This is a genomic window from Massilia pinisoli, assembly GCF_024753285.1.
Lineage (GTDB): Bacteria > Pseudomonadota > Gammaproteobacteria > Burkholderiales > Burkholderiaceae_D > Telluria > Telluria pinisoli.
In genome coordinates, this window is the sequence record NZ_JANUGW010000018.1 from 99,487 (window position 1) to 115,680 (window position 16,194).

General features: G+C 68.1%; 15 protein-coding genes. 8 read left to right on the plus strand and 7 right to left on the minus strand.

Going from position 1 to position 16,194, the window contains the following annotated elements:
* Positions 1–18: 18 nt before the first annotated feature.
* Positions 19–204, minus strand: coding sequence for a hypothetical protein (locus NX784_RS21210; protein ID WP_258818685.1), 186 nt, complete (start codon positions 202–204; stop codon positions 19–21).
* A 126-nt stretch (positions 205–330) separates the two neighbouring features.
* Complete coding sequence (locus tag NX784_RS21215) at positions 331–996, minus strand: TetR/AcrR family transcriptional regulator (protein ID WP_258818686.1); 666 nt, start codon at positions 994–996, stop codon at positions 331–333.
* A gap of 112 nt (positions 997–1,108) precedes the next feature.
* On the opposite strand from NX784_RS21215, the gene NX784_RS21220 reads away from it, so the two are divergent.
* The 7 genes from NX784_RS21220 to NX784_RS21250 all read left to right on the plus strand — a co-directional run bounded on the left by NX784_RS21220 (position 1,109) and on the right by NX784_RS21250 (position 10,459).
* Positions 1,109–2,290, plus strand: coding sequence for an HlyD family secretion protein (locus NX784_RS21220; protein WP_258818687.1), 1,182 nt, complete (start codon positions 1,109–1,111; stop codon positions 2,288–2,290).
* 13 nt (positions 2,291–2,303) lie between these two features.
* Complete coding sequence (locus NX784_RS21225) at positions 2,304–3,917, plus strand: DHA2 family efflux MFS transporter permease subunit (protein ID WP_370662958.1); 1,614 nt, start codon at positions 2,304–2,306, stop codon at positions 3,915–3,917.
* 23 nt (positions 3,918–3,940) lie between these two features.
* A complete protein-coding gene (locus tag NX784_RS21230; protein WP_258818688.1) occupies positions 3,941–5,422 on the plus strand; it encodes an efflux transporter outer membrane subunit in 1,482 nt (493 codons plus the stop codon).
* A gap of 90 nt (positions 5,423–5,512) precedes the next feature.
* Positions 5,513–7,249: a DUF8614 domain-containing protein gene (locus NX784_RS21235; protein ID WP_258818689.1), complete on the plus strand. Its 1,737-nt coding sequence runs from the start codon at positions 5,513–5,515 to the stop codon at positions 7,247–7,249.
* 164 nt (positions 7,250–7,413) lie between these two features.
* A complete protein-coding gene (locus NX784_RS21240; protein WP_258818690.1) occupies positions 7,414–8,112 on the plus strand; it encodes an NUDIX hydrolase in 699 nt (232 codons plus the stop codon).
* 135 nt (positions 8,113–8,247) lie between these two features.
* Positions 8,248–9,357, plus strand: a complete 1,110-nt coding sequence (locus tag NX784_RS21245) for a BON domain-containing protein (protein WP_258818691.1) — start codon at positions 8,248–8,250, stop codon at positions 9,355–9,357.
* 265 nt (positions 9,358–9,622) lie between these two features.
* Positions 9,623–10,459 carry an HDOD domain-containing protein gene (locus NX784_RS21250; RefSeq protein ID WP_258818692.1) on the plus strand — a complete coding sequence of 279 codons (837 nt, stop codon included), beginning with the start codon at positions 9,623–9,625 and terminating at the stop codon, positions 10,457–10,459.
* 6 nt (positions 10,460–10,465) lie between these two features.
* Here NX784_RS21250 and NX784_RS21255 read toward each other — a convergent pair whose 3' ends face one another.
* Positions 10,466–11,281 carry a helix-turn-helix domain-containing protein gene (locus NX784_RS21255; protein ID WP_258818693.1) on the minus strand — a complete coding sequence of 272 codons (816 nt, stop codon included), beginning with the start codon at positions 11,279–11,281 and terminating at the stop codon, positions 10,466–10,468.
* 118 nt (positions 11,282–11,399) lie between these two features.
* Here NX784_RS21255 and NX784_RS21260 point away from each other — a divergent pair, with 118 nt between their 5' ends.
* Positions 11,400–12,365, plus strand: coding sequence for an alpha/beta fold hydrolase (locus NX784_RS21260; RefSeq protein WP_258818694.1), 966 nt, complete (start codon positions 11,400–11,402; stop codon positions 12,363–12,365).
* 4 nt (positions 12,366–12,369) lie between these two features.
* Here NX784_RS21260 and NX784_RS21265 read toward each other — a convergent pair whose 3' ends face one another.
* The 4 genes from NX784_RS21265 to NX784_RS21280 all read right to left on the minus strand — a co-directional run bounded on the left by NX784_RS21265 (position 12,370) and on the right by NX784_RS21280 (position 16,154).
* Positions 12,370–13,164, minus strand: a complete 795-nt coding sequence (locus NX784_RS21265; RefSeq protein ID WP_258818695.1) for a DUF4198 domain-containing protein — start codon at positions 13,162–13,164, stop codon at positions 12,370–12,372.
* Complete coding sequence (locus NX784_RS21270; RefSeq protein ID WP_258818696.1) at positions 13,161–14,360, minus strand: DUF4331 family protein; 1,200 nt, start codon at positions 14,358–14,360, stop codon at positions 13,161–13,163. The genes NX784_RS21265 and NX784_RS21270 overlap by 4 nt, the downstream gene beginning before the upstream one ends.
* Entirely contained in the window at positions 14,357–15,121 is a 765-nt protein-coding gene (locus NX784_RS21275) for an isocitrate lyase/PEP mutase family protein (protein ID WP_258818697.1), read from the minus strand. Before NX784_RS21275 ends, NX784_RS21270 begins: the two co-directional genes overlap by 4 nt.
* 124 nt (positions 15,122–15,245) lie before the next feature.
* Positions 15,246–16,154 (minus strand): LysR family transcriptional regulator, encoded by a 909-nt coding sequence (locus tag NX784_RS21280; RefSeq protein WP_258818698.1) that lies wholly within the window; start codon positions 16,152–16,154, stop codon positions 15,246–15,248.
* Positions 16,155–16,194: the final 40 nt, after the last annotated feature.

The following is a 16,194-nucleotide window of genomic DNA, read 5'->3' on the forward strand; positions in this document are numbered from 1 at the left end:
TGTGATGCGGGACGAGCGTCAGGCGTAGGCCGTCCAGCGCTGCGGAATCTCGATACTGCCGCTGTGGGCGGCATCCGCGTAGGCGCGCATCTCGGCCACGACCGCCTCGAACTGTTCATTGCTCGGGTTGGCCAGGAAACCTTTCATGCGCTCGTGCAGCGCGGCCTGCTGGTCACGCCATTCGTAACGGGACGATTTGCTCATGCACCCTCCTTGCGGCGAACTGCCGTCTTTGTGCTTTTGTTATTCATGACATCCTCCTTCAAAGAACACAGGATGCCGATTCCCTCGGATTGAGTCGGTGCGATGACGCACATTATCAAAATGGAATCACGACCGGGGCGGCAGGATGCTGTGATAGAACAGGTCGAGCCGGCCTTCCAGGTCGCGCAGCGCCTTGTCCTGGTCGACGATGTGGTGCGGGCGCATGAGGTTCATCAGCAGCTCGCCCGTGATCGTGGCCATCAGGTGGCAGGGCAGCAGATCGATCCGGACGTCCGGCCGCATCTGGGCCTGGATGTCCGGACGCGAGAAGAAGCGCGTCAGCAATTCGCGCGTCTTGCGCGGGCCGCCGTTCCAGAACGCCTCGGCCAGCTCCGGGTTCGTCGGCGCCTCGGCCAGCACGATCCGCTGCAGGTCGATGGCTTCCTGCGACGAGATCAGCGCGTACATCTGGTGCGCGAAGTCGTCGATGATTTCGCGCAAGGGGCGGGTGTCCGTCTCCATCGGCTGGCTGCGGAAGAAGCGGTGGCGCTTGGCCGCGAGCACGGCGGCCAGCAGGCCGGCCTTGCCGCCGAATTTCACGTAGATTGTACGTACGGCGACGTGGGCCGCACGGGCGATCGCTTCCAGACTCGTCTTCGTGTAACCGTTCTTGAGAAACAGGGTGCCGGCGATCTGCAGCAGCTCCTGCGTACGCGCCTCGACGTCGGCGGCCTTCGGCCTGCCGGCGGCTTTGCCGGGGCACTCGGCCGCGTCATGCATATGTTTGTCCATGCCTCCATGCTAGTGGAATCTCAAATGAAATGCAACCGTTTCATTTCTTGACTTTGCCAAAAAGTTGTCCAATAATGCGATTGACCAATTTCATTTCTCATCCGGAGCTCACATGCCAGATACCCAAACCACGGTGGACCACAAGCCCGCCGCCGCCGTCCCGCCAGGTGCCCCGGCAGCCACGGGCGCGCCCGCCGTCCCCGCGAACGCCAAGAAAGGGCCTCCGAAGCGCGTGCTGATCGTGGTGGGCCTGATCGCCGCCGCCGCACTGGCCGCGGGCGGCCGCATGTGGTACCGCAGCCATTACTTCGTCGAGACGGAAAACGCGTACGTCACGGGCCACGTGCATCCCGTGTCGTCGCGCATCCCCGGCGTCGTGACGAAGGTGATGTTCGACGATAACCAGGCCGTCAAGGCTGGCGACGTGCTGGCCGAGCTGGACCCGGCCGACCAGGGCGTGAAGGTCGAGCAGATCCAGGCCCAGATCACCAGCGTGCAGCAGCAGATCCTGCAGGGCGACGCCGCCGTCGAGCAGGCCAAGGCGCAGGCCTCGGCCGCTGCGGCGCAGGTCGTGCAGGCGCAAGCGAACCTCGTGCGCGCCAAGCAGGACGCCGAGCGCTACGGCCAACTGTACAACAGCACGATGAAGGCCGTCTCGAAGGCCGAGGTGGACGCCGCCACGGCCGCGCGCGCAGGCGCCACCGCCGACGTCACGGCACGCCGCGACAACGCCAGCGCCGCGAAGGCGCAGATCGCCGCCGCGATGTCGGCGCGCGACGTGCTGAAGGCGCAAGTGAAAGTGCTGCAGGCGCAGTTGAAGGACGCGCAGCAGCAACTCGGCTACAACCGCATCGTCGCGCCGGTGTCCGGCCGCGTCGGCAAGCGCAGCGTGGAAGTCGGCGCGCGCGTGCAGCCGGGCCAGCAACTTGCCGCCATCGTGCAGGACGACGTGTGGGTCGTCGCGAACTTCAAGGAAACGCAGCTGCCGGGCATCGTGCCGGGCCAGGAAGTCAAGATCGACATCGACGCGCTGCCGAAGCACGAACTCGTGGGCCGCGTGGACAGCTTCTCGCCCGCATCCGGCAACCAGTTCGCGCTGCTGCCGGCCGATAACGCGACCGGTAACTTCACGAAGATCGTCCAGCGCGTGCCGGTGAAGATCACGTTCGCACCGGAAGACCTCAAGAAGTACGCGGGCCGCCTCGTGCCGGGCATGTCGACGGTCGTCGAAATCGACCTGCGCCAAAAAGTGACGCAAAACCCGGCCCCGCAACAGCAAGCCGCTGCTCACTGAACAGGGAAGCACCATGTCCACCACGATCACCAAACCGATGGCGCCGCCCCACGCGCCCGCCGGGGCCCCGGCCAACGGTGCCCGCATCGACGCGCGCACCTGGATCGCGGTGCTGGCCGGCATGCTGGGCGCCTTCATGGCGGTGCTCGACATCCAGATCACCAACTCGTCGCTGCGCGACATCCTCGGCACCCTGTCGGCCACGCAGGAAGAGGGCTCGTGGATCTCGACCGCGTACCTGTGCGCCGAGATCGTCGTGATCCCGATGACGGCGCTGTTCGTGCGCGCCTTCGGCCAGCGCCGCTACCTGATGCTGACGACGGCGGCGTTCCTCGCGTTCTCGACGTTGTGCGGCACCGCGTGGAACCTCTCCAGCATGATCGTGTTCCGCATGCTGCAGGGTTTTACGGGCGGCGCCCTGATCCCGATGGCGATGACCCTCGTGATGACGCGCCTGCCCCCGGCCAAGCGCGCCGTCGGCATGGCCATGTTCGGCCTCACGGCCACGCTGGCGCCCGCGATGGGGCCCACGCTCGGCGGCTACTTGACGGAATTGTACGGCTGGCCGTCGATCTTCTACATCAACTGGGTGCCGGGTGTCCTGCTGATCGCCGGCATGTACTGGGGCATCGACCGCGAACCCTTGAACCTGCAGGCGCTGGTCAAGGCCGACTGGCTCGGCATCGCGTTCATGGCGCTGGGTCTCGCGAGCCTGACGATCTTCCTGGAAGAGGGCAATTCGAAGGACTGGTTCCAGTCGAGCTTCATCATCACGTTCGCGGCGCTGGCGATCGTCGGCATCCTGGGCTGGGTCGTGACGAACTTCTGGCGCGCCGACCCGTTCGTCAATCTCGGGCTGTACGGGCAGCGCAACTTCCTCGTCGCGACGGGCTTGTCCGCCGTGATCGGCATGGGTTTGTACGGGTCGTCGTTCCTGCTGCCGCTGTTCCTGGGCCAGATCGCCGGCTATTCGCCGATGCAGATCGGTGAAGTGATCGCGTGGGTCGGCTTGCCGCAGCTGTTCGTGATGCCGTTCGTCGCACGCATGTCGCAGAAGATCGACAACCGCCTCCTGTGCTCGTTCGGCCTGGCGCTGTTCGGCGTGTCGTGCCTGATGAACGCGCATATGGACGCCAACACGGGCTACGACCAGCTGATGCTGTCGCAGATCATCCGCGCGCTGGGCCAGCCGTTCGTGATGCTCACGTTGTCGAACTTCGCCATGTCCGGCATCCAGCCGAAGGACATGCCGTCGGCGTCGAGCCTGTTCAACATGACCCGTAACCTGGGCGGCTCCGTCGGCATCGCGCTGCTCGCGACGGCGCTGACGAACCGCGAACACTTCCACTCGGAGCGCCTCGGCGAAGCGGTGTCGCTCGCATCCGCCGCCACGCAAAGCCGGCTGGACACGCTGACGCAAGCCTTCATCGCCAAGGGCATCGACCCGGCGACGGCCGCGCAGCAGGCGATCGGCGCCATCGACCGCATCGTGCGGCGAGAGGCGTTCGTGATGGCCTACAACGATGGCTTCTTCCTCGTCGGCGCCATCCTGCTGGCGGCGATCATCCCGCTGTGGTTCTCGGACAAGGTCAAGTCGCCCAGCGGCGGCGGTGGCGGTGGTCATTGAGCCAAGCATTCATGGATAAAAAGATGAAAACTATTTATATGAAACCTGTCGTTCACACCGCCGTCGCTGTCGCCGTCGCCGCGCTGCTGTCCGCCTGCGGCACCGTCGGCAAGGATTTCGTCGCACCGCAGGCCGTCGCTACGCCCGCGTACCGCCACGCCGCGGCCGAGCCGCAAGAGCAGGCTGCGCGCCTGCCGGCCGACTGGTGGACCGTGTTCGGCGATGCCACGCTGAGCCAGCTGGAACAGCGCGCGCTGCACGACAACCCGACCGTGCGCGCGGCAGCGCAGCGCCTCGTGCAGGCGCAGGCGCAGCTGGGCATCACGCGTGCCGGCGAGCTGCCGACCGTCGGCGTGTCCGCCGGCGTCTCGAACTCGCGCACGTCGGCGGAGACCCCGATGGGCGTCACGTTCGGCCACAAGTCGATCAAGGGCACCGAGTACTCGGTCGGCGCGAATTTCTCGTATGAGCTCGACCTGTGGGGCCGCGTGCGCCGCGCCATCGAATCGGCCGACGCCCAGGCGCTCGCCGCGCAGGATGACCGCGACGGCGTCATGCTGATGCTGTCGGGCCAGGTCGCGACGACGTACTGGCAGCTGCGCGGCCTCGACGCCGACATCGCCATCCTGAACGATGCGCTGGCCACCCGGCGCGAATCGCAGCAGCTGATCGAGGCACGCTTCAATGCGGGCCTGTCGAATGAGCTGGACGTGTCGCGCACCCGCATCGAGCGCGCGAACGCGGAGGCCGACATCCAGGAAGCCCAGCGTCAGCGCAACACGTTGGAACACGCGCTCGCGGTGCTGGTGGGCGCGTCGCCGAGCCAGCCGATCCTGCCACCGGCCGCCAGCGGCGTGGCGGCCACGTTGCCGCAGCCGCCCGCGATTCCCGTCGGCCTGCCGGCGAGCCTGCTGGGCCAGCGTCCGGACCTCGCCGCGAGCGTCGCCACCTTGAAGGCTTTCAATGCGCAGGTGGGCGTGGCCGAGGGCGCGTTCTATCCGAGCGTGTCGCTGACGGGTAATTTCGGCTTTGCGTCGGAAACGCTGAGCAATCTGGCGCAAGGCAATGCGCGCCAGTTCTCGGTGGGGCCCCTGGCGCTGTCGCTGCCCGTGTTCGAGGGCGGCCGCCTGCGCGCCAACGCGAAGCTGGCCAAGGCGCGCTACGACGAAGCCGTCGCGAACCACGAGGGACGCCTCTTGACGGCGCTGCGCGAAGTCGAGGACGCGCTGTCGGACGTCCAGCAGCGCAAGCAGCAGGGCGACGTGCAGGCGCAGGCGCAGCAGGCCGCCGCGCGCGCCGTGCAGGTGGCGCAGGCGCGCTACGACCGCGGCGTGTCGACGTACCTGGACGTCACCGACGCCCAGCGTTCCGCCCTCGCGTCCGACCGCGCCGCCGCGCAGATCCGCACGCAGCGGCTGCTGGCCACCGTCGCCGTCGCGCGCGCGCTGGGCGGCGGCTGGCAGCAGGGTGCGCCGGAAGCGACGGTCGCGCAGGCGTCGCGCTGATCCGGTCCCGGTGCCGCCCGCCGCGGCACCGGCCTCCCGGTCCCTGAACAGGATTACAATCGCAGGATTGCAACCTCACAAGGGACCTCAATGAAGCAACTCCTCGCCCCCCTGGCCCTGGCCGCAGCCACCCTGTGCGCCACCGTCCACGCCGCCGATGCCGCGGCACCCGCCACCGTCACTCAATTGCAGGCCATGGCCAAGCGCTTCGCGCCGGTCGACCTGACGGCCGACACATCGAAGCTGTCGGCCGGCGACCGCGTCGCCATCGCCAAGCTGATCGAAGCCGCCAAGATCGTCGACACGCTGCAACTGCGTCAGCGCTGGTCCGGCAACGAAGCCTTGTGGGCCGCGCTGCAGAAGGACAAGACGCCGCTGGGCCATGCGCGCCGCGACTACTTCTGGCTGAACAAGGGGCCGTGGTCGATCATCGACGGCAACCACTCGTTCATGCCCGCGACGTATGCCGGCATCGCCATTCCGGCCGAGAAACCGGCGGGTGCGAACTTTTATCCGGAAGGGGCGGGCAAGGAGGAACTCGAGGCGTGGATGAACGGCCTGCCGGCGGCCGACAAGGAACAGGCGCAGTGGTTCTTCACCGTCATCCGCCTGGACAAGGCGGGTAAAGGTGAGAAGAAATTCGCGATCGTGAAGTACTCGGACGAATACCGCGCCGAGTTGCAAAAGCTGTCCAAGCTGCTGAAGGATGCGGCGAGCGCCACCGACAACGCGTCATTGAAAAAATTCCTGAACCTGCGCGCCGACGCGTTCCTGTCGAACGACTACCTCGCCTCCGATTTCGCGTGGATGGACCTGGATTCGCCGGTCGACGTGACGATCGGCCCGTACGAGACGTATAACGACGAACTGTTCGGCTACAAGGCCGCGTTCGAGGCGTACGTGAACGTGCGCGACCAGAAGGAGACGGACAAGCTGAACTTCTTCGGCACGCACATGCAGGAGCTGGAAAACAACCTGCCGCTCGACGCCAAGTACCGCAGTCCGAAGGTCGGGGCGATCGCGCCGATGGTCGTCGTGAACCAGGTCTACGGCGCCGGCGACGGCAATATGGGCGTGCAGACGGCCGCCTACAACCTGCCGAACGACGAGCGCATCATCCGCCAGCGCGGCTCCAAGCGCGTGATGCTGAAGAACGTCCAGGAAGCGAAGTTCGAGGCGACCTTGACCCCGATATCGAAGATCGTGCTGCGGCCGGCCGACCAGAAGGACCTCGATTTCAACTCGTTCTTCACGCACATCCTCGCGCACGAGATCATGCACGGCCTGGGCCCGCACGCGACGACGCAGAACGGCCAGCCGTCCACGCCGCGCCAGGACTTGAAGGACACCTATTCGACCATCGAGGAAGCGAAGGCCGACGTCACGGGCCTGTGGGCGCTCGCGTACATGATGGACAAGGGCCAACTGAAGGATTCGCTGGGGCAGGGCCCCGCCGCCGAGCGCAAGCTGTACAACACGTACCTCGCGTCGGGCTTCCGTACCTTGCACTTCGGCCTGACGGACTCGCATGCGCGCGGCATGGCGATCCAGATGAACTACCTGCTCGACAAGGGCGGCTTCGTGTCGCACGGCGACGGCACGTTCTCCGTCGACTTCGCGAAAATCAAGGGCGCCGTGGCCGACCTCGACCGCGAATTCCTGACGATCGAGGCGACGGGCGACTACGCCCGCGCGCAGGACCTGATGAAGCGTTACGTCGTCATCCGCCCGGACGTGCAGAAGGCGCTGGACCACATGAAATCGGTGCCGAACGACATCCGTCCCGCGTTCACGACGGCTGCCAAGCTGGTGCCTGCGCAGCACTGATCGTCTCCATCTTGATCGGTCGAGCTCGCCATTCCGCCCGGAACGGCGAGCTTTCCCGACAATATTACGCTTTTGGACACGCGCAAAAATATTGCTGAAAACCAGGGTTTACCCGGATATAAAATTGCCGTTAGGAATTTTGTATATCCAACGGGAAGTCCATCATGTCCAAAGCCGTCCTCGCCGCCGCGCTGATCTGCGCAGCCTCCCAGGCCGTCCCGGCAGCCGCCGCCGACCTCACTCCGCTGGAACAGCGCTGGCTGGGCGCCGCGTTGCCCGTCCTCGCGTACTCGCGCGGCCTGAAGCTCCCGATCGACATCGTCGTGCAGCCGCAGGCCGGCCCCAACGACGTGCCGATGGCGATGGGTTTCGCGGACGGCCGCTGCAAGCTCGTGCTGTCGCTGCGAGGCAATCCCGACGCGGAGCGCCAGCTCGAGGGCGTGCCGGCTGCCGAGCAAGGCGAATTGATCGAGGCCATGGCCGCGCACGAGATCGGCCATTGCTGGCGCTATGCGCAAGGCGCGTGGCATGCGCTGCCGGCCGGTTTCGTCGAGGCGGGCGAGGAGACGGCCGACGATCCTTCCCTGCTCGCGGCGTCGAAGGCGATGCGCGAGACTCGCCGCGAGGAAGGCTATGCCGACCTCGTCGCGCTGGCCTGGGTCCACGACCGCCATCCCGGCGACTATGGCCGCATCTACGCCTGGCTGGAAAAGCTGAGGCACGACCAGCCGGTCGCGCACAACGGCCACGACACCCGCGCGTGGGTGCGCCTCGCGCGCGACGGCACGCGCTTCGGCACCGCCGGCAAGCCGTTCGAGGACGTGGCGCCGCTGTGGCGCGAAGGCTTGGTGAGCGACGACTGAGCGCTCCCGGGCCGCGCGGGCATGCCGGCTGGCTGAATTATGGTTTATTCGACAAGTGTACGTTCCCGCACAGAGGTATGTATCGTCCGAGCGTTAAATCTGGCTGTCACAACAAACAACACAAGGGACAAGACCATGAAAACGCTGATTGCGACCTTGCTCGCGACGGCTGCAGGCGCGAGCTTTGCCGCCGCACCCACTGCGGCACTGAACCACGACCCGGCCACCTACCGTAATCTCACCCAGAAAGCGGAGTCGGCATACCGGGCTGCGACAGCGAAATGCGATGCGAAGAGCGGCAACGACAAGGACGTGTGCATGGCCGACGCCCGCCTGACGCGTACCCGCACCGAAGCCGATGCGCTGTCGAAGTACAACCACACGGCCGCCAGCCACGCCAAGGCCCGCGCCAACGTGGCCGACGCCGAATACGATCTCGCCAAAGCAAAGTGCGACGCCAAGAGCGGCGCCGACAAAGACAGCTGCATGGACAACGCGAAGTCCGTGCACACGGCCGCGCTGGCCGACGTCAAGGCCGAGCGCACCGAGCGCCCCGAGCGCGCGACGGCCGTCGGCTCGAGCGGCGGCGGCGCGACGGGCGCCAGCGGCGGCGGCAACACCAGCTCCGGCGGCCTCGTGACGGGCACCGACACGCGCGACCCGGCCAAGGCCGCGGCCGTCGACAAATGCGCGCAGATGAGCGGCGACGCGAAGACCAGCTGCCTCGTCGAGACGAAGCCGTCGGCCGTGCGCGAGAACGCCGCCGATGCGACCGAGCACGCCGCATCAAAGACGCACGACACTGCCGTGACCGCAGCCGACAAAACGAAGGCCGCGGCCGCGACAGTTGTTGAAAAGACGAAAGAGGTGGCACACGCGGCCGCCGAGAAGACGAAGGACGCCGCGTCGACTGTTGCTCAGAAGACCGAGAACGCCATGGACCGCGCTCGCGACCACACCCGCGACGACACCCGTCAAGCCGCCTCCACGACGACCGACAAGACCCACGACGCTGCCACGAAGACGCGCCTCGCCGCATCCGACACCGCGATCACGACGAAGGTGAAGGCCGACCTCGTGAAGGAGCCGAACCTGGATTCCCTCGGCATCCACGTCGAGACGGAAAAAGGCGTCGTGATGCTCAGCGGTTTCGTGAATTCGAAGGACGAGGCCGACAAGGCCGTGAAGGTCGCGAAGGGCGTCGACGGCGTCACGAGCGTCAAGAGCGCCATCAAGGTCAAATAAGCGATCTCGGCAATACCAATCTGCCCATTGCGGCCGGCCATTGTTGGCTGGCCGTTTTTTTGGCTCTGTTCGCGTTAATTCGGTGACTCGGCCGTTTAGCCGAGCTGAACAGCAACGCGAAGCAGATGCGCCGGTGTGGTCAGCCGTCGCTGGGTTCACATAACTAACGCGAACACAGCGGTTTTTTTTGCCGATCTACCACAAGTTGTTGCATACCCGTTGCGATTTACTTTTACAGCAGATGGGTCACGGTATAATCGCCGCCGTGAACAGAATCGAAGCCTTCGGAACCATCGCCGCCCAGGCCGCGCGCGGTGAGATTTCCTTCCCGACCAGCGTGAACGCCGTCCTGCGCCTGCAGGAAGCGTTGAACGATCCCGATTGCCACCTCGAGGACGCGATCCGCCTCGTGCTGGGCGAGCCGCAACTGGCCGCGCGCACGGTAGCGCTCGCCAATTCCTCGACGTTCAACTCGAGCGGCAAGCCGATCACCAACGTGCGCTCGGCCGTCACGCGCATCGGCTACCGCAACCTGCAGATGCTCGTCGCAAGCCTCGTCGTGCGCCAGTTCGGCGCCCGCATCGAGGACCCCGACCTGCGCCACAAGGCCGAGCAGCTGTGGGAACACACGGTGCAGGTCGCGGCGCTGGCCCATGTGTTCGCGCGCCGCGTCACGTTCGTCAACCCGGACACCGCCATGTTCGCCGGCATCGTGCACGAAGTCGGCGGCTTCTACCTGCTGTCGCGTGCCGACGGTTTCCCGGGCCTGCTGGACGAGGATCCGGAAAAGTGGGCGGAGCTGTGTGAAGACGTCGTCACGCGCGAGGTGGCGCGCAAGCTGGCGCTGCCCGAACCCGTCGCCGATGCGATCTTCGAACTGCGCGGCGCCTGGCTGCACATGCCGCCCGCCACGTTGCTGGACACCCTATTGCTGGCCAACCTCTACGTCAGCGTGCCGTCGCCGCTCGGCACGGTGCGTCCGCCGCTGCCCGAACACAGCGAGAGCGCGCTCGACTACCTGCTCGACGAGGACAGCCTGCACCGCATGATCGACGAGGCGGCCGAGATCAGCGCGTCGATGGGCGGCTCGATGCTCGTCTGACGGACCTTACTCGTTGACGCGAGAGGCGTCGCGGCAGAACTGCGCCGTCGCCTCGTCCATCGGGAAGCACGACTCGATGTGCAGCTCGTCGATGGTGATGTCGCGCGGCGTGCCGAACGTCGTGATCGTCGAAAAGAAACTCAGCGCCACCCCGCGGTGGCTGAACTCCGTCGTCAGCAGGGGCGCGGGCGGCGTGTCCAGGTCGCGCAGGCGCCAGCGCGACGGCACGTCCGGGTAGGCGAGGATCTCGTCGAGCAGCGCGCGCGCCTTGGCGTCCGTCGGCGACCCCGCGACCAGCGCATGCAGGTGCCCGATCAGGGTGCTCCCCACATCGTCCCAGTTCGTCATGCGGCAGCGCAGGTCGTCCGGGTCGAACACCGTGCGCAGCATGTTCGTATGCTTGCCGGGCCGACCGTCGAGCAGGAAGTCGCTGACGCGCTGCGCCGCCTTGTTCGCCGCCAGCACGTCCCAGTGCCGGTTCATCAGGAAGGCCGGATACGGTTCCTGCTGTTCGAGGATGAACGCGATGGCCTGGTTGATCCGGCCCAGCGCCGGCGTATCGAGGCCGCTTTCCGGATAGCTCGGCGCATAGCCGCCCGCCCGCAGCAGCGCGTTGCGCTCGCGCAGCGGCATGTCCAGCACGTCGGCGAGGCGCATCAGCAAGGTCCTGCTGGGCTGCGACTTGCCCGTCTCGATGCAGCTCAGGTGGCGCGCGGAGATGTTCGCGTCCAGCGCCAGGTCGAGCTGGCTGAGGCGGCGCGCGGCCCGCCATTCGCGCAGGAGGAGGCCGACGGGGACAGGGGCGAGGTCGAGAGGTGTCATGCTGCGATGATAACGCGGCCGCGATCCTGAAATCCATGACGTCGGAGGTCATTGAGATGCCGCGCCATGCTCGCGACAATGCCTGCGGCCATGTGGCCTGACGACGGAGGATGCGAACATGAAGCGGAGAACATTCATGCAGTTTGCCGGTGCGGCCGCGGGCGTGGCCGCGCTGCCCGCGCTGGCCGGCGCGCCCGCGGGCGCGATGTCGCTGGAACGGTGGCAGAAGATGCGGCGCTTCGTCGCCACGCCGTTCGGCCGCATCGCCGTCGTCGAGCAGGGCAGCGGGCCCGCGGCGGCGCTGTTCCTGCACGGTTTCCCGCTCAGCAGCTTCCAGTGGCGCGACGCCGTCGTCGCGCTGTCCGCGCACCGCCGCTGCATCGCACCCGACTTCATGGCCCTCGGCTTCACGGAGCCCGCGCCGGGCCAGGCCGTCGACGCGGACGCGCAGGTGGCCATGCTCGCGCACCTGCTCGACACCCTGCACGTGCGCCAGGTCGACGTCATCGCCAACGACAGCGGCGGCGCCGTCGCCCAACTGCTGATGGTGCGCCATCCCGAGCGCGTGCGGTCCCTGCTGCTGACCAACTGCGACACCGAGCCCGATTGCCCGCCGCCCGCGCTGAAGCCCGTGATCGAGCTGTCGCGCAAGGGCCGCTTCGTCGACGAGTGGCTGCTGCCGTCGGTGCTGGACCATCGCCAGGCGCGCACGAAGGACGGCCTGGGCGGCCAGTGCTATGCCGATCCCGGCTCGCCCACGGACGATGCGATCGACGCCTACCTGGCGCCGCTGACGGCGTCGCCGGCACGCAAGGCCTTCGTGCACGCGTACGCGCTCGCGCTGGAACGCAACATCCTGCAGGGGATCGGCCCGGCGCTGAGGCGGGCGCCCCAGCCCGTGCGCGTCGTCTGGGGCACGGCCGACGGCATCTTCTCGACCGGCACGCCCGCCTACCTGGAACAGGCGTTCGGCAACGGCCGCGGCGTGCGCCGGCTGGACGGCTACAAGCTGTTCTGGCCGGAAGAGCGGCCCGACGTCGTCGTCGAGGAAGCGTTGACATTGTGGGGCGCGTCCGCCGTGTGAACGGTCACGGCGCCGGCACGGCGAAGCACAGGCTCGAGAAGATCGTGTCGAAGTCGATGCCGTCGGCGCCGGACAGCGGGGTGGTCCACACGACGTTCAACAGCCAGTTGCCTGGCGGTGGCCGGTGGAAGCGCACGATGCCGTCGCCGTCCGTCGCCCGCGCGGCGACGGGCTCCGCGTCGTGGTCGAGATCCGTGAGCTTGACGAGCGCACGCGCCAGCGGACGGCCCTGGAACAGGACCTGCGCGGCCAGCGTGTCGCCGTCGTCCGGATCGGCAGGCGGCCGCGCCAGCACGATTTCCAGCGGCAGGCCGAGGCGTCTCGTCGCCAGCTCCTGGCTGCCTTCGCCCGGCGCGCCGGCCTGCACGAGCGCCTTCGCCACGCGCCGGTAGCGTTCGATGGCGTCGCGATCCGTCGTGCCCTGTTGCTCGCGCGCGGCGGCCGCCGGCCACAATCCCTCGTCGCGCACGTACGCGTTGAAGCGGTCGGCCGGCAGATGGCTTTGCGCGTTCGCGTCCGTCTCCAGCACGAGCAGGTGCAGGCCCGCTTCCGTCGCCGCCAGCTTGCCGTCGCTCTTCAGGTCGAGCACGTCCCCGGCCGGCGTCCATGCGGCGAAGCGCACGATGCGGCGCGACGGGATCGGCGAGCTGCGGCGCGCGTCGCCATGGCCGACCTGCATGCTGAGTTGCGTGCTGGCGCCGACGGACACGATGAAGCGGTCGGGATTGACCCAGAAATCGTGCGCGCCCGCCGACAGGGCCACGCACAGCGCCAGTACCGGCAGCAAGCGCGCCCTCATCGGTCGGCCTTCGCGCCGGCGGGCGCGGCGAGGAACGGGAACACCGCGTCGGAATGCTGCCGGTCGTCTGCGCGCACGCCATCCGTCACCGAATCGTTCGTGCCGCTGGCGAGCAGCGAGCGGTAGACGTTCACGGCGTCGTAGTGCAGGGTGCGGCCGCCGCAGTCGTGGCGGAACCGCGCGCCGCCCGGCAGCGCGGCCAGCTCCACGGCGAACAGCTGCGTGCACGTGCGCGCCGTGCTGTCGACCCACAGCCGGTCGTCGGCCAGCAGCTTCGCGAGCGGCAGGTAGCGTTGCGCGGGCGGCGCGGCCTGGTCGGCCATGAGCTGGTTGCCGCAATGGCCGTCGTAGCCGTCGTACAGCGCGAGCGACCTGGCGATGACGGGCACGAACACGTCCGCCGTGTCGGGTGTGGCCGCGTTGTAGGCGAGCTTGTACGCGTCGGCTTCCTCGTCGCTGCCCAGATGCGCGAGCAGGCCGTTGCCCGTCAGCGGCCGGCCCATGCGGTCGATGCGTTCGTCGCCGACCGTCGTGTCGGCCCACACGGCGAGCACGGGGCCGCCGCGGTTCACGAGGCCGAGGTCGACGGACAGCACGATCGCGGCCGGCGTCCATCCGGCGAGGAAGTTGCGGGCCGGGCCGCCATCCGTGTGGCGCCACTGGTCGAGGATGGCGGCCGTCTGCGCCGGCGTGTACGCGGGGCAGCCGGCCGCGTCGCGCGGCACCCCTTGTTTCAGTTCGGCCGCCGCGAGGTCGAAGGCGGCACGCGACCCCCTGACGTTGTTGAAGAACGGGTCGTCGCGCACGCCCGCGAACAGGCGACTCCTGCCGCTGGCGCTTTGCAATCCGTCCGTTGCGCGCGGGTCGCCCTGGATGGTCTCGTCGCGCCCGATCAGGCAATCGGCCTGCGTCATCGAGGCGAAGCGGCAGACGATGTCCGTGCGCGCCGTCGTATCGGGAAAGCGGGAACCGCTGTCGACGTGGAATGCGTACTCGGCGTCCTTGTCGAAGACGTGGCCCACGATCGTCATCACGAGGTTCAGGCGCCGGCCGTCGGCCGACGTCCACGCATAGATGTCGCCGATGTCCACGCGCGGGTCGGCGATGACCTTCGGCGAATCCAGGTGGTCGGACGCGTTCGTCGTGGCCGCGGCCGTGAGCAGCGCCGCCGCGAGCGCGCGTCGGACGGCCTTCACGCGGCGGCTCCGCGGGCGGCAGCTTCCAGCGCGCGCATCGCCAGCAGATACGGTCCGGGCCCGTGGCTCAGGCGCGCGACGCCGAGGTCGCGCAACGTGGCCAGCGGCGGCGTGCCGGCGGCGGCCATCAGGTTGACGGGCAGCGGGGATGCGCGCACGAGCCGTTCGATCAGCGCGGCATCGACGAGGCCGGGGACGAACAGGCCGTCGGCGCCATGCGCGGCATACCCGTGGGCGCGCGCGAGCGTCGCCTCGAGCAGTTCCGGCGTGTGTTCGCCGGGCGCAGCGAGCAGGAACGCATCCGTGCGGGCGTTGATGAACAGCGGGACGTCGAGCCGGTCGGCGGCCGCGCGCGCGGCCTGCAGGCGCAGTGCTTGCTCGGCGGCGGGACGCAGGCCGCCGCCATCGATGCCGTCTTCCAGGTTGCAGCCGACGGCGCCGGCACGGACGGCTTGCGTGACGGTGTCGGCCACGTCGTCCGCGGTCACGCCGTAGCCGCGTTCCAGGTCGGCCGTGACGGGCAGCGCGACGGCGCGCGCGATGCGTCCGATGTTGGCGATGAGGAGGTCACGGGGCAGCTGTTCGCCGTCGGCATAACCGTTGGCGGCAGCGACGGCCCAGCTGGCCGTGGCGAGGGCTGGCGCGCCGCCGGCCGCGACGGCCTGCGCGCTGCCGGCATCCCAGCAGTTGAAGAGTACGAGCGGCGCGCCCGGCGCATGCAGCGCGCGGAAGGCGTGGGCCTTGCGGATATGTTCGGACATGGTGGACTCCCGTGTTGGTGAAGCCCACAGTGTCGCGGTTAGTCCGGCGCCGCTCAATCACGCCCGAGGTCATGAAGAATTGATCCGGGAGGTCATGGATTTCATGCCCCGGCCATGGTTGGCATCATGACCAGTGCAGGATGCCCGCCAGGCCCACGCGTGTCGTGGCCAGCAGCCGCCGGTCGCGCAATACGTCGAGCACGGCCTTCACGCGCGGGCTGGCCATCGCGGCGCGCGGTCCGGCCAGGGCGAACTGGCGCCGCGCGGGAATGGGCAGCGGCAGCACGCGCACGTCGTCCGGTTCGGGGAACGTGGCGAGGCGCGGCAGGATCGACCAGCCCATGCCGCGCGCGACCATCGCTGCGATGCTCGTGTCGTTGCCAAGCGTGCGCGCGGCGGGCGTCTCCAGGCCGGCCGCGCGGCAGCGCGCGAGGATCGCGTCCGCGCCCGTGCAGCCGAGGCGGATGAACGGCAGGCCGTCCAGCTGGTCCCACGTCACGGGCAGCACGAAATCGCGCGCCGCGGGCACGACGAGCACGTAGTCGTCGGCCACGTACGGCCGCACATCGAAGCCCTCCTCGACGGGCAGCTGGGCGATGCCGATGTCGGCCCGGCCGGCCCGCAGCGCGGCGACGACCTCGAGGCGGTCGTTGCAACCATCGTCGATGTCGAGCACGAGGTCGGGATGGCGCGCCGCCAGCGCCTCGGCCGCGTACGGCAGCAAATGGGTGCCGATGCTGCGGAAGCATGCGATGCGCACGCGGCCCGCGATCGCGTCGTGTGCGCGCGCGCTGGCGCGCAGGCTGTCTTCCAGATGCAGCATCCGGCGCGCCTTGTCCAGCACGCGCAGCCCTGCTTCCGTCGGCAGCGAGCCTTCGTGCGTGCGCGCAAGCAGGCGCGTGTCCAGTTCGCGTTCCAGTTCCGCGATCGCATGGCTGATGCGCGACTGGGTGCAATCGAGTTGCGCGGCGGCGGCACTGAAGCTGCCGTGGTCCGCCACCGCCACCAGCATGTGAAGTTGGCTGAGCTTCATGGCCATCGAAATCCTTCATGGTTGGAGGCTCGATTATCGG